This is a genomic window from Cyclobacterium sp. L-R, from assembly GCF_056859355.1.
In genome coordinates this window covers 1-24,239 of sequence record NZ_JBSXOH010000011.1, presented here as the reverse complement: position 1 = coordinate 24,239, position 24,239 = coordinate 1, and the positions used below count along the sequence as shown (strand labels likewise).

Genomic DNA, 24,239 nt, shown 5'->3' with positions numbered 1-24,239 from the left:
CCACTTCGTTGCTGTTTTCAATTTCACCATAGCGGTGCTATGCTAAAATTTCCAAACAGCCTGATTTTCTTGCGATTGCAACACTTCCCGTAAACACGGGACAGGCTTCACCCCTGACTATTGTCAGGACGGAGAAATCCTATTACATAATCCGGGTTTAACGAAGCTTTGCAGTTGGAACTAGCCTCATTAAACCCATTTGGAATTTCTAAGTTGAAATTTGTGTATTAGTCTACTGCTACCAATACATCGTTACCTACACGTGCATCAATAGAATATCCTTGAGGAATAACACCGTTTTTACCTTTCATGGTTAAAAACAATAGGCAAACCAAGACGCCTAATACAATGGAAAGCGTTTGCTTATCTTCACCTTCTTCATATACCTTGGCTCCTGTTAATAGAATCTCAGTTCCATCAACTGCAGGCAATGATCGAATCTCGATTTCAACAAACCCTTCTTTACCAATACCTTTAGCTTTTTCTACGCGTTGTACCATACCTTTGGCGATTGTCCCTTTTCTTACGAGCACCTTGTCATCAACACGAATGTCACTTCTTACAAAAAAATCAATGGATTGACCAGCAATTACATTCGCGGAATTGATTTCCTGTGCAGATTCCAATGCGATCAAAGTTCCGGATCTCAAAAGTATCTTTTCATAATTTTTGGGTCCAAAAGACATCAAAGTAATTGAAAGTGCTAGGAGTAGTGATAATGCCCTAACGGCGTGTGAGTTGTTGATTTTTGTAATCATAGTTTAAAGGTTTAGTCTGTGAAATGGATTATTGTGTGATATATAATAGTTTTGATTTTAATTTTTTCTCTTTGTTAAGGTTTTGTCTTTTTATAGCGTTGATCCCTCCAGTAATGCTTCCAGAATAAAAAGTAAGGGTGAAAACTCCAGCTAAAATGCCGACTCCGTGATTCTTGGTTTTAAAACTGGTATAACTTGCATAGCCCAATAGGCCAGTAAGCACCAATGAAGTTATTCCTGTAGTATTCTGACCAGCATAAAAATAACCTCCTCCTGGCACTAAGCCCAAAAGACCAGCAACGTAAGGTTTTTTGTTTTTGAGCGCAGCAATCCCATGGATTAGCTCTATGTTGCTTTTTGCATAATCCGCGTAAATAAAATCTTGATCTATTTGATTAAAATTGGTAACAGCAGCTTCGTAATTATTCATATAAGCATGTGCTACGCCAGTAAATAGGTTTTTATGAGGGTAGTAATAGCTTGTTGAATCAATTGTTTTTAAAGTTGATAGGGCTTTCTCAAAGTTATATAACCTGAACCAGGCATCTGCCAGCTCCATAATTACTTCAGGCTCTTTTTTTAATTCCTCATTCAATTTTTCGTCAAAATGAAATATTACTTTTTCATAGTTACCTATTGCGTTTAAAGCAATAAGATAGTTCAATTCAAGTATTAGCGACTGTTGATCTTTTGCTCCAAAATGAACCATTCGCTTGTATTCAATAATTGCACTCTCATAGTCTTTAGAGTTTATTAAAGAAAGGAAAAAGGTGGTGTCATTATTCGCATCGTAGAAGCTGACATTTTGAGAAAACTTTGATGGATATCGTTTAGGCAAAGGGTCCTCACTATAACCCCAATTAGGGAAATCTTCGAATTTGGGTTCATCCTTTTCCCAGTTTAGCTCATAGATTCTTTGCTCATGCCCACACCTGATAAGTCTATCTGAAGTCAATAAAGCTCCTTTTAATGCCCCAAACTGACTGAAAGCTTGCATGGAATAATGGGAGCAACTTGGATACATAGGGCATTTCTGACCGCGAGTGTCGCTGATATAGTTGGAATAAATATTAAAAAGATTTGAAATTCCACTTTCTTGTACCTGACCTGAGGCCTGAGGCAAATGAAAAAAACAGATGAATAGAAAAGTTAAAGTGGCTTTCATTAATAATTAACCTGCTAATGCCTTTAAAAATGATAAAAGTTTCGCGAAACTAGATTTAAAATTATAGTTATCCAAATAATAAATAACCTTTTACTAGGGGTTTTTTGATAATACTGATTAGCCAATAAAACATTCAGGTTTAGACATTTTTTTTCATAGACTTATTATGTGTTGAAATAAATGAGTAAGTATATTTTTATTTAAAAGGTCAAAGTTTGATAAGGCTTGTCATTTGACTTTATTTATTCCTATTTAATATTCTTAAGATATATTTAGAAAAGAAGCTTCGCTGTCTGATGGAGTTCGGGCCTTTATATTTTTTCGATGAGAAATGTGGTAGATTAAACCCGAAATGCAATAGACATTCTATTACGTGCTGAAATCGTTTTAATTCAACCACTTCGTTTCTGTTTTCAATTTCACCATAGCGGTGCTATGCTAAAATCTCCAAACAGTCTGATTTTCTTGCGATTGCAACACTCATTACGAATCCTACTACATAATCCGGGTTAAAAATACGCGTGTACAGTAAATCATTAACCTAGAAGGTAGCCAATACTGAAGCTGACACAATCATCATCCTCGTGCAAAATAATGTAAAGCTATAAAGAGTTAGCAGAGTTAGCTGCGCTTATGCAATATGGTTTCCTGACTTTCTTTTGGCCACCCTGATCATCCTTCAGGAGGATTGATTTCATTGCACCATAGAAAGTCTGTCGCCTAATAAGGCTTTAGAAAATGCTTATTTTTTGAAATCAGCTAAGCTTAAACCATTGTTGAACTTGATATTGCTCCAGTTTACTTTTATCCATGGAGCATCTGTAACTTCTGCGTCCCAGTTTGATGCTTTGTAAACCCTTTTGGTAGGAATAAGGAGGCCACCTATTTTTTCATATTCAAGTTGCATCAAAAGAGGTGTATCTACCACTCCAGCATCAACTACAGTAAAAAGAAACTGGTCAACCATTTGGGTACTCCTATTGATATAGACCTGATAAATATCGGTTGGTTTTCCATCAGGTGAATCAAAGGAGATTTGCACAATATCATAAACAGCATTGTCTATGGTTTTTTCTCCAATGTATTCATAGTTCAATCCTGGATCCAATAATTTTTGAAACATGGTAAACCAATAGAAATTGGTGGGTCTGTTAAAGGTCACTCTTTTTAGTGCGGTTGGGTCATTTATGATTTTCCCTTTGTGTTTTAGCCAATATTCCGAACCATCGTATCCTTGCTCAATAAGGCCTTCCAAGTCTGGAAGTGTTCTTTCATGTTGCTGATATGCACCATAGGAAAGCTCTCCATCAAAAAGGTATTTTTCTGTGGAAACATCTGTTTTGCCATCAGGGGTTTGATAGGTATAAGTATATACCACGTCCTTGTTTTTGCTTAGTACAGAATAGTTACCCACTTTTTGAACCATGTGGTAAACGATTTCATGCCCTTTGTTTTGAAAGGAAGTTAAGCCTTCTTTCTGTGTATTGGACTGTTCCTTGCCATTACAAGAAATAAGTAGGGCATTTATAATAATCAGTGAAATTAAACTCAGTCTCATAAGTTGTTTTTTTATTGTTAGGGTTATACCATGGCTCCATTGGCACCAATTACTTGTCCAGATACCCATTTTGAATCCTCACTTGCCAAAAACAATACTACTTTGGCAATGTCCATTGGTGTTGCCAATCTGTTAAAAGCATTCATGGCTTTTAGCTTCTCAATAAATTCAGGGCTTTTCCCTTTTAAAAACAACTCTGTTTCTGTAGGTCCTGGAGCAATGGCATTGACAGATATCCCTCTACCAATTTCTTTGGAAAAAACACGAGTCATCTGTTCTACAGCAGCCTTTGAAGCAGAATACAAAGCATAAGTAGGGAACATCATTTTTACGGTGCTAGAAGAGAAGTTGATGATACTTCCATTGTCAGCCAGTTTGCTGTCCGCCTCTTGCAAGGTATTGAAAACACCCCTTACATTTACGTCAAACTGCCAGCTAAAGTCTTCCTGTGTAAAGTCTTTTAATTTTTTTGTAGTCATTATCCCAGCATTGTTGACCAATACATCCACCTGTCCGAAAGTTTTTATCGTTTCGTCGAATAGCTGCGTAACTTCTTCCTTTTTACTTACATCTGCCTTAATGGCCAAAGCCTGACCACCGTTTTTAACTATCGTGTCAACTATTTTTTGTGCATCGGGTAAACTACTGGAAGAATTTACAATAACTTTCGCACCATTGTCCGCCAAATGAAGTGCGATTTCTCTGCCTATTCCTCTTGAAGAACCTGTTACTATGACTACTTTATTCTCTAATTTCATAATTTCGTTTGATGGTGGAATGGAAAATGGCTATGCAACTAGTTTCTTGATTTTGTTCTTTTTCCTTTGGTCGTATTTTCGCTTTGTTTTAATTACTCTGTATCTAAAATCGTCGTAAAAAAGACCGCCTAATAATATTATCGCACCAAAAATTAAAGTGTTTAATTCAAGACCAATCCTTGAGTAAAGAAAACCTCCTATAAGTCCACCAGCAAAAAAGAAAAGTATAATAAAAATACGGAGTTTAATCGTGGCTTTAATTTTTTCTCTGTTGGGGTGTCGTTTTGGAAATAACAATTGAGACAATTCTATACCCAAATCTGTAAATAACCCGGTCAAATGCGTGGTCCTTACAATAGTGTTAGAAATTTTGGTAACGAATGAGTTTTGTATACCCATTGCAAAAAGGAGCAAACAGGCAATTACATCTGGATGAGTTATAACCACAAAATTACTCATCAAGACAATGGATAATAAAATAATGCATTCGATTATTGTTGGTAAAACGAAGACATTTAACTTCTTGTTCTCTCGATAATTTTCAATTAAAAAGCTTGATAAAAAGGAGCCAAAAAGAAAAGAGAATATATAAAGGAAATAAATGGTGCCCTTCAAAAACTCAAAATTGGAAAGGTCATTAATAAATAAAGCAAAGTGACCTGTGACATTTGTAGTCAACTGCTTAATTGATAAAAATCCTGCTACATTAACAATTCCAGCCACAAAAGACAAAAAAGTAGCAATTTGCAAATTGTGCTTGTAAGTTCTGCTTTTGCCTTGATGTCTAAACATTTAAATTATATTTAGGGTGACGATTAAGGCAATTTAATTAATATTGTGCCATCGCTTGAAAATGAAAAGAGATTATATAAAAAGGAAGGCCAAAGGTTTAATCCTAAGGCTTTCCTTTCTATTTCTAAGAGATATTAACTTAGTCTTTTCAATAAAAGTTCAGCGGCTAACTCTGAAGAAGCTGGGTTTTGTCCGGTAATTAATAAGCCATCCTCTACTGCATAGGAAGCCCAGTCATCACCTTTGGAATAGATGCCACCATTTCTCTTCAACATATCCTCTACCAGGAAGGGTACAATATCTGTCAATTGAACGCCTTCTTCTTCGCCGTTAGTAAAACCGGTTACTTTTTTACCACTTACTAAAGGTGTTCCGTCTGCATTTTTAGTGTGTTTAAAAATGGCTGGAGCGTGGCAAACAGCAGCTACAGGTTTGTTGTTTTTTATGAAATCCTCTATCAATGCAATAGAGTTTTTGTCCTCGGCTAAATCCCATAATGGTCCATGACCACCTGGATAAAACACCGCATCATAATCTGCTTGATTTACTGTTTCTAATTTCACAGTGGAAGACAGGATTTCTTTTGTTTCCTTGTCCTCATTAAACCTTTTTGTCGATGCTGTTTGGAAGTCAGGTTCCTTGCTTTTAGGGTCAATAGGGGGTTGTCCACCTTTTGGGGAAGCCAGGGTTATTGAAATCTCATTGTCCTTAAGTAAATAATATGGAGCCGCGAATTCTTCTATCCAAAACCCGGTTTTTTCTCCAGTTTCGCCCAATTTATCATGGGAAGTCAATACAAATAATACTTTCATCGTTTTTTATTTTTTTAATTTCGACCCTAAGATTCTTCAGCATTTCAAAAAAAATACTGAGTCTTAGAGCATAAGGTTTATTTAGTGATCCTTTCTCGGTACCAACGCTTTTAAAGTGACAAGTAATTGTCTTTTTAAAAGTGTCGGCAACAAGAGTATGTTTTTTAGTGGCTGATCTTTAGTCTAAACTTTCACTACCATTTTACCTTTGTTTTTCCCTTCGAAAAGGTCTAAAAAGGCCTGAGGTATATTGTCAAATCCCTCTATGATGGTTTCAGAAGCATGCAGCTTACCTTGTTGCAACCATTCTGCCAATTGTTGGATGGCTTCAGCATGTTTGTCTGCATAATCAGAAACTATGAATCCCTGCATTAAAGCACTTTTCTTTACCAGGAAAGGTTGCACGCTTAGACTTTTTGGCTTTTCAGTTTTATTGTAAACTGAAATAGCACCACAAATTATGGTTCTTGAGAATTGATTAATGTTGAAAAGTACAGCATCTGAAATCTCACCACCAACGTTGTCAAAATAAATGTCAACACCATCTGGACAAGCACTTTTTATTGCCTCGGCCATGTTTTCGGTGGTGTTATAATTGATGCCTTCGTCAAATCCGAATTCGGAAGTTAGCATTTCTACTTTTTCATCGGTTCCCGCTATGCCTACTACACGAAGTCCTAGGATTTTACCGATTTGGCCTACCACAGAACCTACCGCTCCAGCGGCGCCGGATACGAGAAGGGTTTCACCTTGTTTAGGTTTACCTATCTCTCTCAATCCAAGAAAAGCAGTAAGACCAGTCATGCCAATAATCCCCAGGTAAGCAGAGAGTGGGGCCTTATCAGGGTCAACTTTATTTATACCTTTTTCTTTGGCTACCTGCATTTCCTTCCATTGTAGGGAACCGATTACCTTGTCACCTTTGGTGAATTTTGTGCTTTTTGATTCCAATACTTCAGCGATAACTCCTGAAGAAATTGGCTCATTAAGTTTAAAAGGAGGGACATAAGATGGGGCATCACTCATTCTTCCTCTCAAATAAGGATCCACAGAAACATATTTTGTAGCCAACAATACTTCTCCATCCTGCAATTCAGGGTTTTCAGAAGTGGTAAAGTCAAAATCTGTTAAGGCAGGTGCTCCTTGTGGTCTGCTTTTTAAATTAATCGTTTTTGTAGTACTCATGTTTTTTTAATTAAATTTTAATACTGTTCCAAGCCATTTCATAGGCTTCATTAATGTTTTCCGATTTTATCTCAAACCGCTCGCGTTGTTGTAATAAAAAGGATATTGGATAGATGCTAAATGCGTAAAGTAAATAAGGAGAAACGGGTTTTATAACTCCTTCTGCCTGCCCTCTCTCCCAGAGCGTCAATAGAGGGCTTAAGTGCTTCAAGCCTTCCTTTCTGCTTGGCTCATCTATCATAGGCGTATTTTCGCATTGTGATAAAAACATGGATTCTTCTATTTCATTCAACTTGAAAGCTGCTATATTCTTCCATATTTTTTCAAAGTCAATCGCTATTGAAGCAGTCTCCACATAATCTTTAAAAGCAAACTGTGTGAAAGAAGCTTTAACTTCTATATATACCTGATTGACCAGGTCCTGTTTGTTTTCAAAGTAGAGATAAATCGTCCCTGGAGACACTCCTGCCATCTTTGCAATCTTAGACATTGGTGCTGCATGGAAGCCATTGTTGTTGACAAGATGAATTGTCGCCTTTACCAGGGCCTCTCTTTTATTCCTGCTTTTTGGGATGCTGCTCATTTTATTCTTATTGGAATACTTACTTAACGGAGAATAATGAATGAACGTTCATTTTTTTTATTTATATTTTATTTCCTATTGATTACAAGTGAGTTGTCTTGTGTCAATGACCTTGCAAAATCAATGCTAAACTTACATCGAGGTGAAATATTAAAAGTTATGGTCTATAGCTTTTATAGTAGGAGGTTGATGTTAACACGGTTAAGAGGAGCCGAAGGAATTGGTATATTGGATAACTTAGGGGTGCGACTGAGCAGCCGGCGGTATTTTAGGTGTTTATAATTAACTTCAAGCCGAGCCGTAGAGGCGCAAATAAATAGTTTTATTCCTTAAAGAGGGTCAACGTTCTGAAAAATAAGCTTAGAAAGCGTTTAGAAGGTTATAAAGTAAAGAAAGTATTCTGATGAACTTTGGGTACATTATATTCCATCAATCTTATTATAAACTCGGGGAAATCATAGGAAAATTGGCTCACTGTTCCGATTTATCAGCTCCGTAAGGGAGAATTATCCTAGTTAGGGGTGTTTCCAGTGGATCAGTGGATGCTGACAAATCTCCCACCTGAGCTTTGTAGTGAGGGAATGTAAAATAGATCAGCGATGTTTTTCTTTCTCGGTAATGGGGAGTAATCTCGAGTCTTCCAATGCAGCAGTCCTGTGTCCGGCATATTTCAGGAATTCTTTTTTTTGAGAAAAGGTGATGAATGCGGTCGCAGATTGGTGTTCAACCAATAGAACAGCATCCCATTTTTCAGCCTCAGGTCCAATTATAAAAGCATTACATTTTCCATAGAAGACAATGCGACTTCCTGCCTCGGTCAGTTGGGGAAGGGTCTTGTCCATATAAAGCTGAAAAGCTTGCTCTCCTGAAATTGGATCAGCAGGCTTCAATGATTCCAGGTTGCTATAATCGGCAAGGGACCTAAACTTCAGCAGGTTCATCATTACCACTTTGCCTTTGTCATTAAAGTTTTTGTAAAAGCGGATTCCGGCTTCTGCCGTTGTATCTGAATATTTATCCATTATTTCTTTTGATTGGTATCCGATTAACTAGCCGAGGTCGTGTTTTTCTAAATTGCAGTTTGGTTTATGTGCCTGCTTTTTTCTTATTATTCCATGGATAGGTACTTAGTTATCAACTCATACTGCTTGCCCAGTACGGATTGATTAAAACCATGCGCAGCTTTTGGTAATAAGAAGTAAGCTTTGTTTGGCGCAGTAATTTTATCAAAATAGGGTTTGCTTAAATTCTTGGAAGTCAATATATCGCCTTCTCCCTGAATCAGAAAGATGGGTATTTTGAAGTGTAAAGCATCTTCGCTAAAATCTATTCCCGCGACCATTGACTTTAAGCCTAATTTTTTGTGTCCCACTAGGTTGACGAAAGAATAATCATCCCCATTGTAGCGGTCTTCACTGTCTTTTTCATTGTCATAGTCTGCTGCTATTTGGAACCAGGAAGCAGGGGCTGGAGTTTCCCTTTTTGCTTCGTATTTTTTTATTATCCGCAGTAGTTTACCATAATTTTTGGCATCTTCATAAGGTGGCTTACCAAAAGATTTAAGCATTTCCATGGCCTCATTGTCCTTGTTGTCTTGAGCTAATTCCAAAATGGTTTCGTAAGCATCTTGAATATTTTTCAAAAAATTAACGAATTGGGAATGACCTATATAGGCATGAAAAAGGTCTGGTTTATTAATGGCCATTTTTGTTGCCAAAACCGAACCCCATGAAGAAGCAAAGAGGATTACTTTTTTCTTGTTCAGGTGATCAAGAAGGTATTGGGTGAGTTCGATTCCATCGTTAGTCATTGTTTCCACTGACAATGGATGATTGATTAAATAGGCTTCATTTAATTCTTCCGGTGCATTTCGGCCATAGGTTCTCCCTGCACCTCTTTGGTCCCAATGCACAAGTATGAAATCCTTGGTCCAATTAGCATACATGTTTTTTTTAAACTGGCTTTGGGTGCTTCCAGGCCCACCGTGGATAAAAAGAATTATGGGTTTACTAGCATCCTCACCTTGGATCGTGACCCATTGTTCTATTCCACCAATGCAGACATACTTTTCTTCCACTATCCTTTGACCATGGGCAAAGGGTATTGAGGTGAAAACAAACAATTGAAAATATATAAAGTGTATTTTTTTCATAAATCCCCTTTTGACTATAGAAAACATTTTCAATAAGTAATTGATAACCAAAGGAAATGTTCAGAATTCTATCTGTAAGTTGTCCTTTAAATTAATCGGAAACCCCGCCTTTCATATGGTAGAACGGCCTAATGATACTGCCAAATTCAAGTAATAGCTTCAACCTGGATTAAAAGCGATAATTAGGTTTTACTGTATTTTTCCCATTTCTTCCTTATTTCAGTTTTTTTGTCGAGCTCTTTGCTCATTGTTTGGCAAAAGACCACAAACTCTTTGTCTTCAACATAGGTGTTTTTAAGTACATCCGAGGTGGTCAACCAAGCCTCTTTGTACTCAATGTCATTTGGAAGATTGGACAAATAACCGTCCAACCCATCGTAAATATCTGTTATTAGTTTGTGAGCAAATCGTTCTGTCCATTTTTTGTTTCCAGAAAGGGCTTCCGGTTTGATTACGGCAAGTAGAAGTATGGCCAGTAAAGTAACCCCAAAAAAGAGTATTGAGGACCAGATGAGAATTGCTCTTTCTGAACTGTCATCGTTATTGGTAATAAGAAAGCCAAAAAAAGACTCTACCAATAGTAAAAAGAAGACCATGAAACTAAGTGGCGTTTTTACAAGCTCAAGAATTGTCTTTGAATCTTTCATAGCTTACTGAGTTAATGGTGTTGGTTCTCCTAGGCCACTAATTAATTTGATCAAACTTTTTGACTCTGAAGAATCCACTAAAAAATTGGAGGCCATGGGGGCACGAAATAATAATAGGTTGGATAAATTCGGGTATTTTAAAACTTTACTTTTTGTTATGGGTTTTTCAAACCTTGCTTTATACAAAATATCTACACCATAACTTTCCCAATCTTCCTTTATATAGGGCTCAGAAATGAGCTCACCCCAACCATATAGGCCTCTAAACCGGTCGTCCCCACCCATCCAAAAATACACCAAATCACCAGGTTGCATTTTGTTTCGATAGCGGGTGGCATACCAGGTGTCTTTCTGCCCTTTTATCAATTTCTCTCTCAAATCGTATTTTTGAGGTAAACATTGAAAAATAAACGTGTTCATAGTTTATGGTAAATTATAGACTTGCAAAAGGCGGTATTGTTACCCTATAATGGATTCAAATCAATCAATGTTAATTTGAATGGTTCTGGAGGGGTCACTTTTTGCCTCTACATAAAATGTCCATATAATATATAGAGATATGGGAAAGAAAACAAGCCGATTATGGATGGCATGATAAAATTGAAGATTATTGAGTGGGATTTAGTCCTTTGGTAATCAGATGCTTTCTTTTACCTGATGTAATTTTTGATTTCAGGAAAATCAGCCATAAACCTGTCAGCCATGGCTTTTGCGCCAATTTCTGCTGGGTGCACCCCATCCTTTGCCAACATGCCTGCTTTCCAGTTTCCTTCTCCATCGGATACGGCATCATCAAAGTCAATGTATCGATAACCGGATGCCCTCACAAAGTCATTCTTGCCTCTGTTATTTCTGATTTCTACTGTAGGTACCGTTGACAGGATTAAGGTTACGTTGTGTTTCGCACAGAAATCCATTACCTTTTTTACATAGCTTTTCCATTCTTCATTGGGGACTCTTTCGGCATCACTTTTATCATTCATGCCCAAGCACCAAACGGCGTATTTTGGCTTGTGAATAGAAAAAGCGGAATTGATGAAATCATAGGAATCTTTAGATTTTCCCCCTGGCAGTCCATCACATAAAAATTGATAACCTGCCGAATTTACATAATAAGGCCACCTTGATGGACTGGCGCTACTTACATAGCTGTCGCCAAAAACAAATACATCTGAATTGTAATCTTCACAAATGAATTCAAAAGTGTCAACCTTTATCTCCGTACCTGAAGAATGAATAAATGGTTGGTTCATTCCTATAAAATCAGAAGAAAAACTTAAGGTGTCTGTTTCGTTTATTATGGTGACAGTACTTGAACTTAAGCCTCTTTCAATTTTAATGCTTATATCATTTTTTAATTTTAGCTGATGCTTGATAGCTGTCCTGGCAGTTACATTGGTGACTCTGTTAGCTATGATGCTGTCAGGAGTGATGATCAGGTTGCTCGTAAGGTACCTGCCACTTCCTTTTCCAATGGTTAGGGTATCAAATTTTACAATTTCCCCACTAAATGCGATGGTGTAAAATTGCTTGATGGACGAATTCACCAATTTGTATTCCTCACCATCGCCAAGTGTAAAATTGCTTAACTTTTGTTCATGTAATTCAACCTCTCCCTCACTGTTAATGACTTGTTTTAATGGGGTGTCTGACTTTTCTTTAAAAATGAATCCAATGATTGAATTGATTGAAACAAAAAGGACGACTAACAATGGTAATTTACAGTTGAATTTCACGTTCATTTATTAATTTCCTATGGTATAAAAATGCTTAATGAGGAGGAGGTCCAGAAAGGTGAATATAGTTCAAAAAATTGATCGTTCCAACGGTGCAAAGGCTATATTAGAATTGAAAAAGATACTGAAGTTTTAAAGGAAGGGATAGGTAGAAGGAAGGAGGGTTTGGGTGATTGGTTCAGAACATGTGTTTTCGGCAAAATAAAAATGAGAAAAGACTTCTTTGAAGTCCGATGAAACTTCTATTCTAAACTGATGGTTTTTCGCGTCAACTTTTATCATTTTTAACACCTAAATTTTCGCCGGCTTTTCTTCAATAATTTTTTTCATCAGGTCGAGGATCATGTCCCAACCTACAAGAGATTCTTCATGTCTCTTTTGTGCATTCTCCGTTCCCTCAAAATCCTGTGTCAAATTAAAAGTAGCTCCCGATTCAGTTTCTGCTACCTCATAGGTTAAAAGGGCGTAATTTTCCGGTTTGTCTATAATTCCACTATTGGGATCCAGCATGGTGAAGGATACCTTTTCTCCGTTCTCAATTTCTGTTATTTCTCCTTTTACATGAACAATATCATCACCATCCTCCGTTTTTCCTTTCCATATGATAGTACTTCCAACCTTCCATTCGGAAAGGACCTCACAACCAAACATGTATTGTTTTGTCATTGCGGGATTGGTTAGCAAATCCCAGATCTTTGACGTACTGGCATTGAAGGCTACTTGTTTTCGGATTACCATTGAATTTTTTCTTTTATAGTTGTATTTAAACCCGAAAGTAAGTGTTTGTAGACTTAATAGATTGTTGAATCGGGAAAATTTCTAATACTTTTGGGAGCAATACCGAATTGCTCTTTAAAAGCTTTTGAAAAATGTTGTGGAGAACCATATCCAGTTTCATAGGCGATTTCTTTTGCTGTTTTGGTAGTTTCGAGCAAGAGTGTTTTGGCCAGGTTCATGCGGATGTGTTTTATATAGCCAAAAACGGTAGTGCCATTAAGCTCCTTAAACCCCTTTTTAAGCTTGTATTCATTTAAAGAAACCAATTTTGATAACTCACTTAATGTAGGCGGATTGTCAATTCTCGCAGTCAATAATTCTTTGGCATCTAATAGTTTCTTCCGGTCATTATCGTCTTTTATATAAGATTTGTTCCCTTGGTGTTCATACAATTCAGCTTGTAGCACCAGCAACTCTATACTTTTGGATAAGAGAAACAAATCTTTGAGACCTTCTGAATAAGGGCAATGAATAATTTCATTAATAACAGATTGAATTTTGAAATTGTTGGTTTTCCATTCGGGTGAAAGAATGGTATTCTCCTTGTTAATCACCTTTTCAGCAACCCTTTTTAGTGATTCATTACCGTTTTGAGCAATCTCTATAAAAAAATCAGTATTGAAGTTTATCCCAAAAGTTTCAATCCGTTTGCTTTTGTTTCCAACGGCTATTTCAAGCCCATTAGAATACAAAATATTGTTATGGTGTCCTGAAAGTTGATAGGAAGCGTTAAGCTGCGTAAATTTGAAATCATAAGCCCCCTGGAGTCCAAAGTGAAGCCTTACGAATTCTGTTTCGTTTTTTGAAGTATTAAGCCCGAGAGAATTGTAATCAATGATATTGTGAGAAATTTGAAGTTTGTTCAATTTCCACAGATTGGAGGTCCTTTTAGCGATGTTTGTAGCTTGTTCCATCTTAGACGAATAATTTCTTTGGCCTTGCTTTAAATTGCTAAAATCCTAAATAAGCATCTTTTACATGCTGAAATTGAAAACATTTAGGATAACCTGATTTTGGCGGTATTGATGCTTTTTTTCTGCAACAATGCTGACAAAATCTTATCGGAGGCAAGTTAATATTTGTACTTGTCAAATGGTGCAGAATCTTTTGGGTCTATAGGCCTGTAAAGGTTGTCCTTGGAAACTCCCTTTGCTACGTCCTTCGTAGTCAAAGGTGATGCAGTTAGGGCCAGTGTTTTTGCCTAGTCGGAAAATTGTACCACTTTCAATATTTGCTCCATGTATGTCAATTCCCCCGTGGGCATGCCCAATTAGTTTGACACTGGCTATTTTAACAACCACAGGGGCATCCAGGAAGTACACGCCGGGTAAAAATGTAATGGTAGCCGATACATCTTTTAAAGCCCCAAGTTCATCGAAGATAGCCTGTAGCGCAGCTGAAACCTCAAGGTTTCCGGTATTGTCAAGGTGGTAAGTAAACTTCCCATGGTTTGTCAAGGCTTCAACCGTAGCTATATTTTCATTTGAGACAGCAAGGGTGGATAATTTTTGTTTTTCTACCCTTTTTGCATCGACATTCCAACTTATAATGGAAAGGAATAGGATGGTTAATAGGGTTGTCTTCAGTTTATTAAAATGCATCTTTTTTTGCTTCGCTAAATTTTCTTTCTTTTAAAATTATCCAACCTGAAAGAATGGCTTAGAATTTCACTTCCATGTTTAGCTGCCTGCCTTCTTCTTGTGCTTTCTTATCCATGCTTGTACCTACCGAAAGACCGATGGCCATACCAATGGGTAAACCAATTGCTATAAAACCCATATTCCCTAGACTTGCGCCGAGCGCTACGCCTAGTGGAACCCCAAAAGCCGACATTCCTATCGCCATCCATGTATTGCGATAATGGTTGATGGGGACAATTTTTAGTTCTTTTTCTATAAGGGAGATGATTTTAGACTGTTTCTTTTTGGTTTGACTTCGCAATTTTTCATTAGAAATCAAATTCAATTCATCTATCGATGCATTTATAAAAACTGTAATTTTTTCTGGCAATACTATAATCCTTAGCTCATCTATTAATTTTTCAAATTGCGTATAAACCTTTTGTAATTTTGGCTTATTGCTAATTTCTGGTCTTGGTTTTAGAGAATTGATTTTCATAATGTATTTACTTTGGTTCCCGAAATCTCTTTCACCAATTTATTTGAATAGTTAGTCATTTAATTCAGGTTAAATATAAGGCAAAAGGGCGAACGTTCCAATGTAGGCAAAGTGTCTTGCCTTTTATTGATTTTTCCGTTTGGTAGGGGGATTACTTTCTCCGTGCTGGTTGAGCAATACACTTTTTAAAATCTTTGAGTCTTTGATTAGTTTCGTTAATTTCTTCATTACAGAAGCCTAGGCTCTTGCTAAATGCTCTTCAGGTTCACTTTTTCTTTTGTCTCAATCGCAAGGACTAGTTCTAAGTTCCTGGTGATCCTGCTTGGCTATCGTCAAAATATTTTGGTTTTGGCCAATTCTCACACAGCTTAGATTTGTATTTTTGCTGATATCAAGCAGATGCAGCTCAAGGAGATTTCTGACATCCAAGCCCTTGAGAGAATTGCTTGAAAGCCATAATTTTTCTAAGCTAACATTGTTGGTAAGATCTATCTCTTTTAATTGATTGGCCGATAAGGTGACATATTTCAAATTTGTATTGGTGCTTAGGTTTATGGTTTCAAGTTCGTTTAATTTGGCGATCATGGTCTCTAAGGAACTGCAGCCCTGCACATCCAATTCCTTTAGCTTATTGGTTTCAACATTCAGTACTTTTAAACCTGGAAGGTTGACAGAAAGGCTTTCCAGTAGATTCCATGAAAGGTTTAGGGTCTTCAACTGATCGGCATTATTTAATCCATTGATTTCAGTAAGATTATTTAAGATGAGATTAATGTCTTCGAGTTGCTTGTTGTGGCCAATGTCCAATGTCTGAAGATAATTGGCTTCAAGGTGCAAGGAGGTTAATTTTTGGTTGGCTGTTAAATTAATTTCAGTTAAAGCATTGTTTCCAGCGGATAAGGAAACCAGATCTTCAAAAGCCTCAATACCTTTAAGATTTGCTATTTTCTCTTCTTCAGGCGTTTCAAGAGAGCTGTCCAAAACCAATGTGCTGATATTCCTGGCATCATCAGTTAAAAGCTTTTGGTTAATTAATCCATCACTATCGATGCCGAGTTCGATTAATTTTTTCTCAAAATTCGGATCCTGAATTTCAGTGATATGCTTTTGGTTTGTATCCGGTGAAGCTATTAGCCCATCTTCTGAACATGAGGAAATAATACCAAAGAGCCCGAATAACAATTGAGAATAAGTTGAAATTATTTGCTTTTTCATTTTGGTTAGAATCTTTTTTGATAAAGGGATAGATTAGGCAAGGGCAAAAGGCTTGAGGACAACATTGCCCTTTTTGTGGCCTTTATCGATATAGGCATGTGCTTCAACTACTTGTTCTAATTTGTAACGGCGGTCGATTGGGGTTTTGAAATGACCAGCTTCAATGATTTCAAGCAAAACTCCCAATAGTCGCTTGATCTCCTTCGTAGGTAAAGATCCAGTAGCCGAAAATTTGGCTTTCTTGTTTCCAAATAGGGAAGTAGCCACCATGTCCCCCAGCAATGGCATACCCAATACTGGGGAAGCATAACAGCCATTTTCGGTAAGGGCATCTTTACATTCCGCAAAGGTCCGAGAACCCACAGTGTCATAGATCAGGTCGTAACTATTTTTGTTTTGGGCAAAATCTGTTTTTGTGTAGTCGATGACGGCATCAGCCCCGAGGGAATTTACCATTTCAATATTGGCTGTGCTACAAACAGCAGTTACAATGGCGCCATAATATTTGGCGATCTGGATTGCGGCTGCTCCCAAGCTGCCTGATGCTCCATTGATTAACACTTTCTGTCCGGGATAAATATTGCCGATATTGCATAGGAAGTTGAGGGAAGTAATGCCGCCATCACACATTCCTGCTGCTTCCTCGAAACTGATACATTTGGGCATATGTGCCACTATACCCTCTTCGGGTATGGTTACATACTGGGCGTAGGTACCAAAAGAGGCTATGTTTTCCCCAAATACGTTGTCCCCTATTTTGAAATTTGTTACCTCCGAACCAATGGCCACTACAACTCCGGCAAAGCCAGTACCCCAGATTTGATGCTTTGGTTTGGAGATGCCTAAAAAAAGTCTACCTATATAAGGTTTTCCGGTTCGCATCATCGTGTCTGCTTTGGTTACCGCAGATGCGTGAATCCGGACAAGGATTTCATTTGATTTTGGGCTAGGCTTGGCTACAAGGTCTAGTTTAAATACCTCTGGAGATCCATAACCGGTTGTGATAATTGCTTTCATTTTTTTATTTGGTTTGATGGTTTACAAAACAAATGTGGGACAAAATGAAGGCGTTTGCGTTCCAGATTCCATCCATCTGTTCAGGATTATAAATCCGAACAAATTTGTATAGTAATGAGATGAAATAGGGTGAAATCTGCCCAATAGAAACGGGCTGAAGCCGATTCCTATTGAGCAGATTTCGTATTGTGGGGCAGGCTACTAATCCCATCTAGCCTGTCTGCTTCTTTTTGCGAAACAACTTTTTTAGCTTATGGCTATTAGTTTCAATAAAGGATTTACTGTCATATTAACAAATTGTGTGGTTTAATTTTCCAAATGGTGTTAAAGTAGGGTGGATTAGTTGGTTTAAATGTTGATTAGTAGTAAGTTCAATAATTAATTTTTCTTATTTGTTTAGGGAAGGAGTGAATGCTAGAGAAATCTGATAAAAGGTAGCGTTAAAGGCATATAAATATAAAAACAGAAATCATGGAGGTCAACAATAGTGTAGTCGATAAAATGATGGAGACGGTCAAAAAATTCGAAGCCAACAAAGACAATCGAACCATTTTTCTTCATTGCTATAGCATGATGACAGCCAATATGCTCCTGGCCATTGAGCAAAATAAATTTCACGATACCCAATGGGTAAACCAGCTTTTGAATCGTTTTGCGGACTATTATTTCAACGCGCTGACCTGTTATGATTGTGGAGAGGAAACCCCAACCGTATGGAAGGAAGTCCACAAGGCAGCGGCAAGCAAGAAGTTGCATGTTATTCAGCATTTATTGCTAGGAGTAAATTCTCATATTAATTATGACTTGGTCCTTACTTTATACGACATGCTTTCACCAGAATGGGTTGATTTGTCTGATGAAATGCGGGTGAAAAGGTACCAAGATCATTGTTTGGTGAATTTGATTATTGGTGAAACGATAGACAAAGTGCAGGATGAGGTGGTCGAGAAATATTCCCCAAGTATGGATGTGATCGATAAACTTATGGGGCGACTAGATGAGTTTTTGTTGCTTAAGTTAATCACTGCATGGAGGGATAAGGTTTGGGACCATACCCAAGAACTGTTGGTGTTGGAAAGTGAAGGGGAACGGACAAAATTCATCCTTGAGCTTGAAAAGAAAGTTTTGAAGAAGGCAGATTGGCTGGACACCCAAATAGGATTTAGGTAATCAGTTTTTCTTTTGGCATACAAATTAGATTTCACCTAAAGCCCATTCCTATTGAGCAGATTTCGTTAATCAATTTGAATGGTAGGAAAGCGGGACTATAGAATAAATTTGGAAGCTTTCGGCATTTTAGGTCCAAGGTACCCTTCGCTAAACTTGGAGCAGCCTGCCGGTATCACATTTCCGGTAGCTGAGCTTGTCGAAGCCAGCCTGTCGAAGCCAGCCGAGTCGAAGTATCCAATTTCAAATCGAATTGATCCCTGATTATCAATAGCCCCAGCTTCAGCTGGGGGATTAAAATGTAATATCATATCTTGGGGCTTTAGCCGATATTCACCTTTCTTGTAATTGGTTAGGAAAGCAATACGCAATCTGCTAATTTAATGAACGTTCAAAGGCATCAAAAAAACTGTAACTAGGTCTGAAAATGGAATATTCCGAAGTAAATAGATTGTCACGGCTAACAGCCATTTTAGTTCAATTTCAGACGAAGAGAATTGTCACAGCTACTGAATTATCTCAAAAATTTCAAGTTAGCAAAAGGACAATTTACCGAGATGTAAGAGCATTAGAGAAAGCAGGTATACCTATTCTGACAGAAGAAGGAAAAGGGTATACGCTAATGGAAGGTTATAAAATACCGCCAGTAATGTTCACCGAAAAACAAGCCAATGCATTAATACTTGCAGAACAGTTGGTGCTCAAAAGCAAGGATGCCTCCTTTGTAAAGGACTATTCCGAGGCAATTGATAAAATCAAATCAATCCTAAGGTATAATATCAAAGACAAAACAAACTTACTTGCAGATAGAACCCAATACAATCAAGTCATAAACCAAGAAAGGAATAGTAACAACTTATCAGATTTACAATATGCACTAACCAATTATAACCTTGTCAAAATAGAGTATATCAACAAGGAAAATAGGGTGTCAAATAGAATAATAGAGCCATTTGCAATATTGAATTCCGAAAATTGGTATTTAGTTGCATGGTGTCGGCTGCGAAATGAGTTTCGATTTTTCCGCCCAGACAGAATTCAAAAAATGGAAATTCTACCTGAAAATTTTGAACCTCATAATATGACACTACAAGAATATTTTGACAAATACCATTAATGATTTTAGACCCTTGACAAAGGGCTGTCACCGGCCATAATTACGTTTGTGTCATCTTAATTTTTAAACCATAAAAAGAATGATTAACGTAATGAACACTAGATTCAATCCAGCCGAATTTCCAAAGCCTACCATGATTCCGGTCAATGGCATAGAATTGGAAGTTTTTGAAGCAGGTAAACAAAATGCAGGAAAACCTATTGTACTCTGCCACGGCTTTCCAGAGCATGCGTTTTCTTGGCGTCATCAGGTGCCAGCTCTTGTCAAAGCGGGCTACCATGTCATTGTCCCTAATCAGCGAGGTTATGGTAACTCATCTTGCCCTAATTATGTAACCGATTATGACATTGAGCATTTAACGGGAGACCTTGTGGCACTTTTGGATCACTATGGATATGAAAAGGCTACCTTTATCGGTCACGATTGGGGGGCAAATGTGGTATGGAGATTGGCTCAATTGCATCCTAAAAGAATAGATAAAATAATAAACCTGGCATTGCCTTATCAAGAGCGGGGAGAAAAACCATGGATTGAGTTCATGGAAGAAATATTTGGTGGAGACTTTTACTTTGTTCACTTCAACCGACAGCCGGGAGTAGCAGATGCTGTATTAAATGAAAATACGTCTCAGTTTCTTCGAAATATATTCCGCAAGAACCTAGCTCCCATACCACCTGAACCAGGAATGTTGATGATTAACCTTGCAAGAGCAGAAAAACCACTCGGTGAACCCATAATGAGCGACAGTGAACTAGCCATTTTCGTCTCTGCTTTCGAGGCTTCTGGCTTCACAGGAAGTATAAACTGGTACCGAAATTTGGACCGAAATTGGCACTTGTTGGCGGAAGTGGATCCAATCATTCAACATCCCACACTTATGATTTATGGGGAGCATGATATGATTCCTAAGTTTGATAGATTGCCTGAGTTTGTGCCTAAAGTGGAGGTGGTCAGCCTGAATTGTGGGCATTGTATTCAGCACGAGCTTCCGGAAGAAACCAATCAAGCCATTTTAAATTGGTTAGGGCAATATTAAATAAATATGACTTTCCAGCTATTGGTCCCTTCTCCGAAATGTTTAATTTGACAATTAAATATAAGCCAAGGAGTGTGATACACAGGTCCTATATAGTTAATTTCAAGGCTAGAACGGGTTTAATACAGATGTTTGCTCTAACCAGAACATTACAATAAGATGAAAAAAGCATTGACAATCATTCTGATTCTTTTTACCATTAGTGTTTTTGGACAAAAGAGTCCAACTGAAAAAGCACAGCCAATAGTTGCGGAAGGCAAACTTCTCTACAAATCGGAAATGGCGTCATGGTATGGTACAGACGTTTTTTTGGAAAACTATAAAGACATAGAGAATGTTGGCGGATATTTCTCCTACTCAGAGAATGCCACTGCTATATGTGTATTTTTCTCAAAGTCAGAAAAGCCTAAAGTAATCGGGACAATTTCTTTTGATAGTAGCTATGATGTGGCAAAAGCTAAAACAGACTTAACAGAAAGAGTTTTTTCAGAAGCAGAAAATGATCTTTATCAAATTAGAAAAATAGCATTGAGAGAACTGCAAACAAACAGAGATGGTCTTTTTAAGTTCTACGAAAACACAGATCCAAATATAATTCCGCTGATTTATGATGAAGAAAAGAAGGTTTACATATTGACAGGTCCTCAACAGCATGGTGTTGTAATTTTCGGAAATGACTACTTACTAACCTTTGATAAAGAAAACAAACTCGTAACAAAAAAACAGCTTCATAAAAATATCATTTCAATTGAATACGGCAACGTTGAAGAAGGTGTAGAAGTTGAAGGAGCAATACACAGTCATTTGCCAGAGACAGGGGACTTTATTACTGCAACGGACATTTGCACGTTGATGCTTTATGAGAAGTTTGCAAAATGGAAAACACATAATGTTGTTTCTAAGAAATATTTGAATATATGGAATTTTGAGACAGACCAACTGACAGTAATCCCGATGAGTATAGTCGACAAAATCAACAAAGACCAAGAAAATCGGAGAAAGAAAAATGAAAAATAAACTGCTAACGTTTTGTGTATAAATATATTTAAAATATGAAATCAAAAAGAGTAGTGCAATCTATTATTGAAGGTGGTAGAGGACGCTTGGAGAATGCCATCGAATTCAAGAGAAAAAGTGGCAGTGATTAAAAAGAATGTGCAAGATGAATATTCCATTACTCTTTTGAACGAAAGGAACTGGGTGAGGCGAATTTTTATAATCATTAGGCGTGAGGTTGAAACACGAAGAAGGATGGCGGAATTGAGCTCGTTAAAAAACCTTCACTTGGGATACCGTTGGCAAATGTGATAAAAGTAGCCGTTTAATTTAAATGTGGCTATAGGTTTGTTCTAATATGAAAAGCAAATAAAGAAGGCTATCGGTGCGCCGTATAATGGAAAACTTCATTGCCGGCCCCGTGCCTTCCGGGTACGTTTTGATGAATGGGGCGCTGATAGTTTACTTCTTCTTATTATCTTTATAGGTATTTATAGAGTAGGCAGCTATTCGCTGCTCTATTAGGAAATGTTGAACTACATTCACGATAGAAAGAAGATGACCCAGTCTGAACTTATAATATTAAATTTTGCAGAAATAAGGAGAAAAAGCATCAAACTTTGGAAAGGACTTCCTAAAAGCCATTACAATTGGAAGCCTGACGATAAAGCAATGACTGCTATAGAAATGATTAGGCATGTTTTAGAAGCGGATTATGGCTGGAATATTATAATCAATAAAGGGGATATGACAAATTATTCAACCCCCTGGAAAAATCGACCATGCATTAGCCTTACCGACGAACTTGAATTTGCCGAACCCTATAGAAAAACATTTTTGGAAAGTGTTCGACAATTTTCAGATAGAGAATTAAACGAAACAGAAATCATCCATCCCGGTAATGGAGATAAAAAAAATCTTGCAAAATATTTATTACGGATTGGATATCACGAATCCGTTCATGCAGGACAATTTCTTTCCTATTTAAGAGCAATGAAAATTAATCGTCCAGAAATATGGGCATGAAGATATCTCTGGAGAATGGTTTTTTAGCGCTTAAAGCATGAAAAAGCAGGTGGTTTTAAGTTTTCTTTGGCATTATTCAATTGGTATCCGAACTTCAATAGTCCCCAGCTTCAGCTGGGGGATTTGAATGTAATATTATATCTCGGGCTTTAGCAAAATCTTGACCTTTTAAGGTTAAATAGATTAATTAAGCCCTAAATCTAGGTTGATGGTTTATTTTTCCAGCACCCATCTCTCCTCCAAATTTCGGCTAAAGCCGGATAAAATGGTATGACCTTTATAAATGGGCTAAACCTCATTCCTATTGAGTTGGTTTGATTAATCAATTTGGGTGGGAGGTAAGCGGAGCTATAAAATGAATTTGGAAACTTTAGGCATTTTAGATCCAAGCTACGTTACGCTAAACTTAGACCAGCCTACCGGTAAAAGATAAAAGGCTCCCTGATATTATCTCAGGGAGCCTTTTATGATTGATAAATCCTTTGCTTATGGATTGACGATCAACCTTTGTTTGTTGATCACAGTTTGTTCGTTGCTAATGCTTACCAGGTACATGCCTTGAGTAAGGTTGTTTAGTGGGATATTGAACTGGTTGTTTTCAGTTTTGATGCTGGCCAAGTCAAAATGGCTCACCAACTGACCGTTCATGTTGTGGATAAGCACCCTTCCTCTTCCAATTTCAGCATTGATTTCTAAAGTAGCTCTTTCTTTGGCTGGATTAGGGAAGATACGAATCTCGTCTTTTGCAACTGTTTCAGTGTACACATCCATTTCCTTGTAACCCCTGCTGTACATTTCTTCGTATCCTCTGTTGAAGGAGTTTTGAGATGTTCTTAGGTTAGCGGCGATGTTACCTCCTTTGGCAGCGCTTCCTATGATGGCAATGCCAGAGATGCTTGCGTTGTTCACTTTGGCGTTCAATTCCAATACCAGTTTACCATCAGTCACTTCGATGTTTTCAAAAGAAAGCAAGGTCGGAGCATTGTTGTTTTCTACAAAAAGGTCAAAATCACTTTTTAATACCTTGCCCTGAAGAGAGATGTCATAAACTCTTTTTCCAGCTTGAGCAGCACTACCGGCATGTCCATACCACAATTCATGGTGCATGGTGAATACGGTGTAAGTTCCATTCGGTACAGGGATGGTGTAGGTTAAGTTTTTCTCGCTTCTCTCTGATTGGAAAAGTTCATCTACAGCGATCTTACTGTTTTCATAGCTGTTGGTTCCGTCATTGTAAAACCTTTCAGTATTGGTTTCTGCCAAGTAAGTGATGCCATTCAATGTGGCATCTGATTTTCCGCCAGCATTTAAAAAGAAAAGATGTTCTGATCCAGGTATCTGTATAACTTCTTCGATAATAGATATTCCGGAGATAGAAGCATTGTTGGCACTAGCGATCAATTTCAAATCTAAAACGCCATCTACTACCTGTACCCCTTCAAAAGTAAGGACGGTCTCTTGGTTGTTGTTGTAAGAATAGATGTCAAAATTGTCCATGACCACATTGCCTTCCAAAAGAATGTCAAATACCCTTCTTCCTGCTCTTGCAGCAGATCCACCTTTTCCGAAGTACAACTCATTGTGGTAAGTTTTCACTGTGTAAGTTCCATTTTCAACAGGTATT

26 protein-coding genes are annotated in these 24,239 nt (G+C 37.5%); 5 read left to right on the top strand and 21 right to left on the bottom strand.

Translation table 11 applies throughout. The features are described 5' to 3' along the window. Positions 1-227: 227 nt before the first annotated feature. From AC13EX_RS00645 to AC13EX_RS00550, 20 genes are all read right to left on the bottom strand, one after another. A complete protein-coding gene (locus AC13EX_RS00645) occupies positions 228-758 on the bottom strand; it encodes a hypothetical protein (RefSeq protein WP_482891148.1) in 531 nt (176 codons plus the stop codon). 28 nt (positions 759-786) lie between these two features. Further along, positions 787-1,923, bottom strand: a complete 1,137-nt coding sequence (gene yidD, locus AC13EX_RS00640; RefSeq protein WP_482891147.1) for a membrane protein insertion efficiency factor YidD — start codon at positions 1,921-1,923, stop codon at positions 787-789. Positions 1,924-2,665: 742 nt separating this feature from the next. Then, positions 2,666-3,481 (bottom strand): DUF6503 family protein, encoded by an 816-nt coding sequence (locus tag AC13EX_RS00635; protein WP_482891146.1) that lies wholly within the window; start codon positions 3,479-3,481, stop codon positions 2,666-2,668. A gap of 23 nt (positions 3,482-3,504) precedes the next feature. Beyond that, positions 3,505-4,239, bottom strand: a complete 735-nt coding sequence (locus AC13EX_RS00630; protein WP_482891145.1) for an SDR family oxidoreductase — start codon at positions 4,237-4,239, stop codon at positions 3,505-3,507. 30 nt (positions 4,240-4,269) lie between these two features. After that, positions 4,270-5,031, bottom strand: a complete 762-nt coding sequence (locus AC13EX_RS00625; RefSeq protein ID WP_482891144.1) for a YoaK family protein — start codon at positions 5,029-5,031, stop codon at positions 4,270-4,272. Positions 5,032-5,165: 134 nt separating this feature from the next. Further along, positions 5,166-5,843, bottom strand: coding sequence for a type 1 glutamine amidotransferase domain-containing protein (locus AC13EX_RS00620; protein ID WP_482891143.1), 678 nt, complete (start codon positions 5,841-5,843; stop codon positions 5,166-5,168). A gap of 183 nt (positions 5,844-6,026) precedes the next feature. Further along, a complete protein-coding gene (locus tag AC13EX_RS00615; RefSeq protein ID WP_482891142.1) occupies positions 6,027-7,028 on the bottom strand; it encodes an NADP-dependent oxidoreductase in 1,002 nt (333 codons plus the stop codon). A 10-nt stretch (positions 7,029-7,038) separates the two neighbouring features. Next, a complete protein-coding gene (locus tag AC13EX_RS00610) occupies positions 7,039-7,611 on the bottom strand; it encodes a TetR/AcrR family transcriptional regulator (RefSeq protein WP_482891140.1) in 573 nt (190 codons plus the stop codon). Between the two features lie 593 nt (positions 7,612-8,204). Next, positions 8,205-8,633 (bottom strand): DUF1330 domain-containing protein, encoded by a 429-nt coding sequence (locus AC13EX_RS00605; RefSeq protein ID WP_482891139.1) that lies wholly within the window; start codon positions 8,631-8,633, stop codon positions 8,205-8,207. Positions 8,634-8,719: 86 nt separating this feature from the next. Beyond that, positions 8,720-9,763, bottom strand: a complete 1,044-nt coding sequence (locus AC13EX_RS00600) for an alpha/beta fold hydrolase (protein ID WP_482891138.1) — start codon at positions 9,761-9,763, stop codon at positions 8,720-8,722. 182 nt (positions 9,764-9,945) lie between these two features. Continuing rightward, the gene (locus AC13EX_RS00595; RefSeq protein ID WP_048641006.1) at positions 9,946-10,410 is read right to left on the bottom strand and encodes a hypothetical protein; all 465 of its coding nucleotides are present in this window, start codon (positions 10,408-10,410) and stop codon (positions 9,946-9,948) included. Between the two features lie 3 nt (positions 10,411-10,413). Further along, a complete protein-coding gene (locus AC13EX_RS00590; protein ID WP_482891136.1) occupies positions 10,414-10,830 on the bottom strand; it encodes an EVE domain-containing protein in 417 nt (138 codons plus the stop codon). A 230-nt stretch (positions 10,831-11,060) separates the two neighbouring features. Continuing rightward, entirely contained in the window at positions 11,061-12,152 is a 1,092-nt protein-coding gene (locus AC13EX_RS00585) for an SGNH/GDSL hydrolase family protein (RefSeq protein WP_482891135.1), read from the bottom strand. 126 nt (positions 12,153-12,278) lie between these two features. Continuing rightward, entirely contained in the window at positions 12,279-12,428 is a 150-nt protein-coding gene (locus tag AC13EX_RS00580) for a hypothetical protein (RefSeq protein WP_482891134.1), read from the bottom strand. A 9-nt stretch (positions 12,429-12,437) separates the two neighbouring features. After that, positions 12,438-12,884, bottom strand: coding sequence for an SRPBCC domain-containing protein (locus AC13EX_RS00575; RefSeq protein ID WP_482891132.1), 447 nt, complete (start codon positions 12,882-12,884; stop codon positions 12,438-12,440). Positions 12,885-12,937: 53 nt separating this feature from the next. Continuing rightward, a complete protein-coding gene (locus tag AC13EX_RS00570) occupies positions 12,938-13,837 on the bottom strand; it encodes a helix-turn-helix transcriptional regulator (RefSeq protein ID WP_482891130.1) in 900 nt (299 codons plus the stop codon). A gap of 174 nt (positions 13,838-14,011) precedes the next feature. Then, positions 14,012-14,524: a hypothetical protein gene (locus AC13EX_RS00565; RefSeq protein ID WP_482891129.1), complete on the bottom strand. Its 513-nt coding sequence runs from the start codon at positions 14,522-14,524 to the stop codon at positions 14,012-14,014. 58 nt (positions 14,525-14,582) lie between these two features. Then, positions 14,583-15,041, bottom strand: a complete 459-nt coding sequence (locus AC13EX_RS00560) for a hypothetical protein (RefSeq protein ID WP_048640999.1) — start codon at positions 15,039-15,041, stop codon at positions 14,583-14,585. A gap of 282 nt (positions 15,042-15,323) precedes the next feature. Further along, entirely contained in the window at positions 15,324-16,256 is a 933-nt protein-coding gene (locus AC13EX_RS00555; RefSeq protein ID WP_482891128.1) for a leucine-rich repeat domain-containing protein, read from the bottom strand. A 33-nt stretch (positions 16,257-16,289) separates the two neighbouring features. Beyond that, positions 16,290-17,273 (bottom strand): NAD(P)-dependent alcohol dehydrogenase, encoded by a 984-nt coding sequence (locus AC13EX_RS00550; RefSeq protein ID WP_482891126.1) that lies wholly within the window; start codon positions 17,271-17,273, stop codon positions 16,290-16,292. A 471-nt stretch (positions 17,274-17,744) separates the two neighbouring features. Here AC13EX_RS00550 and AC13EX_RS00545 point away from each other — a divergent pair, with 471 nt between their 5' ends. From AC13EX_RS00545 to AC13EX_RS00525, 5 genes are all read left to right on the top strand, one after another. After that, on the top strand, positions 17,745-18,443 hold the full coding sequence (locus AC13EX_RS00545; protein WP_482891125.1) for a DUF5995 family protein: 699 nt from the start codon (positions 17,745-17,747) through the stop codon (positions 18,441-18,443). A 424-nt stretch (positions 18,444-18,867) separates the two neighbouring features. Beyond that, positions 18,868-19,557 (top strand): helix-turn-helix transcriptional regulator, encoded by a 690-nt coding sequence (locus AC13EX_RS00540; protein WP_482891124.1) that lies wholly within the window; start codon positions 18,868-18,870, stop codon positions 19,555-19,557. A gap of 79 nt (positions 19,558-19,636) precedes the next feature. Beyond that, positions 19,637-20,593, top strand: coding sequence for an alpha/beta fold hydrolase (locus AC13EX_RS00535; protein WP_482891123.1), 957 nt, complete (start codon positions 19,637-19,639; stop codon positions 20,591-20,593). Positions 20,594-20,752: 159 nt separating this feature from the next. Next, the gene (locus AC13EX_RS00530; RefSeq protein ID WP_482891121.1) at positions 20,753-21,610 is read left to right on the top strand and encodes a hypothetical protein; all 858 of its coding nucleotides are present in this window, start codon (positions 20,753-20,755) and stop codon (positions 21,608-21,610) included. Positions 21,611-22,117: 507 nt separating this feature from the next. Further along, positions 22,118-22,615, top strand: a complete 498-nt coding sequence (locus AC13EX_RS00525; RefSeq protein ID WP_482891120.1) for a DinB family protein — start codon at positions 22,118-22,120, stop codon at positions 22,613-22,615. A gap of 486 nt (positions 22,616-23,101) precedes the next feature. On the opposite strand, the gene AC13EX_RS00520 is transcribed toward AC13EX_RS00525, so the two are convergent. Continuing rightward, positions 23,102-24,239: malectin domain-containing carbohydrate-binding protein (locus AC13EX_RS00520; RefSeq protein ID WP_482891119.1), on the bottom strand; the 1,138-nt coding region annotated here is incomplete at its 5' end.

What these genes read in the sequence shown, in the direction of transcription:
- AC13EX_RS00645 (WP_482891148.1), bottom strand. Translation starts at nt 758, where the DNA reads ATGATTACAAAAATCAACAACTCACACGCCGTTAGGGCATTATCACTA.
- yidD (WP_482891147.1), bottom strand. Translation starts at nt 1,923, where the DNA reads ATGAAAGCCACTTTAACTTTTCTATTCATCTGTTTTTTTCATTTGCCT.
- AC13EX_RS00635 (WP_482891146.1), bottom strand. Translation starts at nt 3,481, where the DNA reads ATGAGACTGAGTTTAATTTCACTGATTATTATAAATGCCCTACTTATT.
- AC13EX_RS00630 (WP_482891145.1), bottom strand. Translation starts at nt 4,239, where the DNA reads ATGAAATTAGAGAATAAAGTAGTCATAGTAACAGGTTCTTCAAGAGGA.
- AC13EX_RS00625 (WP_482891144.1), bottom strand. Translation starts at nt 5,031, where the DNA reads ATGTTTAGACATCAAGGCAAAAGCAGAACTTACAAGCACAATTTGCAA.
- AC13EX_RS00620 (WP_482891143.1), bottom strand. Translation starts at nt 5,843, where the DNA reads ATGAAAGTATTATTTGTATTGACTTCCCATGATAAATTGGGCGAAACT.
- AC13EX_RS00615 (WP_482891142.1), bottom strand. Translation starts at nt 7,028, where the DNA reads ATGAGTACTACAAAAACGATTAATTTAAAAAGCAGACCACAAGGAGCA.
- AC13EX_RS00610 (WP_482891140.1), bottom strand. Translation starts at nt 7,611, where the DNA reads ATGAGCAGCATCCCAAAAAGCAGGAATAAAAGAGAGGCCCTGGTAAAG.
- AC13EX_RS00605 (WP_482891139.1), bottom strand. Translation starts at nt 8,633, where the DNA reads ATGGATAAATATTCAGATACAACGGCAGAAGCCGGAATCCGCTTTTAC.
- AC13EX_RS00600 (WP_482891138.1), bottom strand. Translation starts at nt 9,763, where the DNA reads ATGAAAAAAATACACTTTATATATTTTCAATTGTTTGTTTTCACCTCA.
- AC13EX_RS00595 (WP_048641006.1), bottom strand. Translation starts at nt 10,410, where the DNA reads ATGAAAGATTCAAAGACAATTCTTGAGCTTGTAAAAACGCCACTTAGT.
- AC13EX_RS00590 (WP_482891136.1), bottom strand. Translation starts at nt 10,830, where the DNA reads ATGAACACGTTTATTTTTCAATGTTTACCTCAAAAATACGATTTGAGA.
- AC13EX_RS00585 (WP_482891135.1), bottom strand. Translation starts at nt 12,152, where the DNA reads ATGAACGTGAAATTCAACTGTAAATTACCATTGTTAGTCGTCCTTTTT.
- AC13EX_RS00580 (WP_482891134.1), bottom strand. Translation starts at nt 12,428, where the DNA reads ATGATAAAAGTTGACGCGAAAAACCATCAGTTTAGAATAGAAGTTTCA.
- AC13EX_RS00575 (WP_482891132.1), bottom strand. Translation starts at nt 12,884, where the DNA reads ATGGTAATCCGAAAACAAGTAGCCTTCAATGCCAGTACGTCAAAGATC.
- AC13EX_RS00570 (WP_482891130.1), bottom strand. Translation starts at nt 13,837, where the DNA reads ATGGAACAAGCTACAAACATCGCTAAAAGGACCTCCAATCTGTGGAAA.
- AC13EX_RS00565 (WP_482891129.1), bottom strand. Translation starts at nt 14,524, where the DNA reads ATGCATTTTAATAAACTGAAGACAACCCTATTAACCATCCTATTCCTT.
- AC13EX_RS00560 (WP_048640999.1), bottom strand. Translation starts at nt 15,041, where the DNA reads ATGAAAATCAATTCTCTAAAACCAAGACCAGAAATTAGCAATAAGCCA.
- AC13EX_RS00555 (WP_482891128.1), bottom strand. Translation starts at nt 16,256, where the DNA reads ATGAAAAAGCAAATAATTTCAACTTATTCTCAATTGTTATTCGGGCTC.
- AC13EX_RS00550 (WP_482891126.1), bottom strand. Translation starts at nt 17,273, where the DNA reads ATGAAAGCAATTATCACAACCGGTTATGGATCTCCAGAGGTATTTAAA.
- AC13EX_RS00545 (WP_482891125.1), top strand. Translation starts at nt 17,745, where the DNA reads ATGGAGGTCAACAATAGTGTAGTCGATAAAATGATGGAGACGGTCAAA.
- AC13EX_RS00540 (WP_482891124.1), top strand. Translation starts at nt 18,868, where the DNA reads ATGGAATATTCCGAAGTAAATAGATTGTCACGGCTAACAGCCATTTTA.
- AC13EX_RS00535 (WP_482891123.1), top strand. Translation starts at nt 19,637, where the DNA reads ATGATTAACGTAATGAACACTAGATTCAATCCAGCCGAATTTCCAAAG.
- AC13EX_RS00530 (WP_482891121.1), top strand. Translation starts at nt 20,753, where the DNA reads ATGAAAAAAGCATTGACAATCATTCTGATTCTTTTTACCATTAGTGTT.
- AC13EX_RS00525 (WP_482891120.1), top strand. Translation starts at nt 22,118, where the DNA reads ATGTTGAACTACATTCACGATAGAAAGAAGATGACCCAGTCTGAACTT.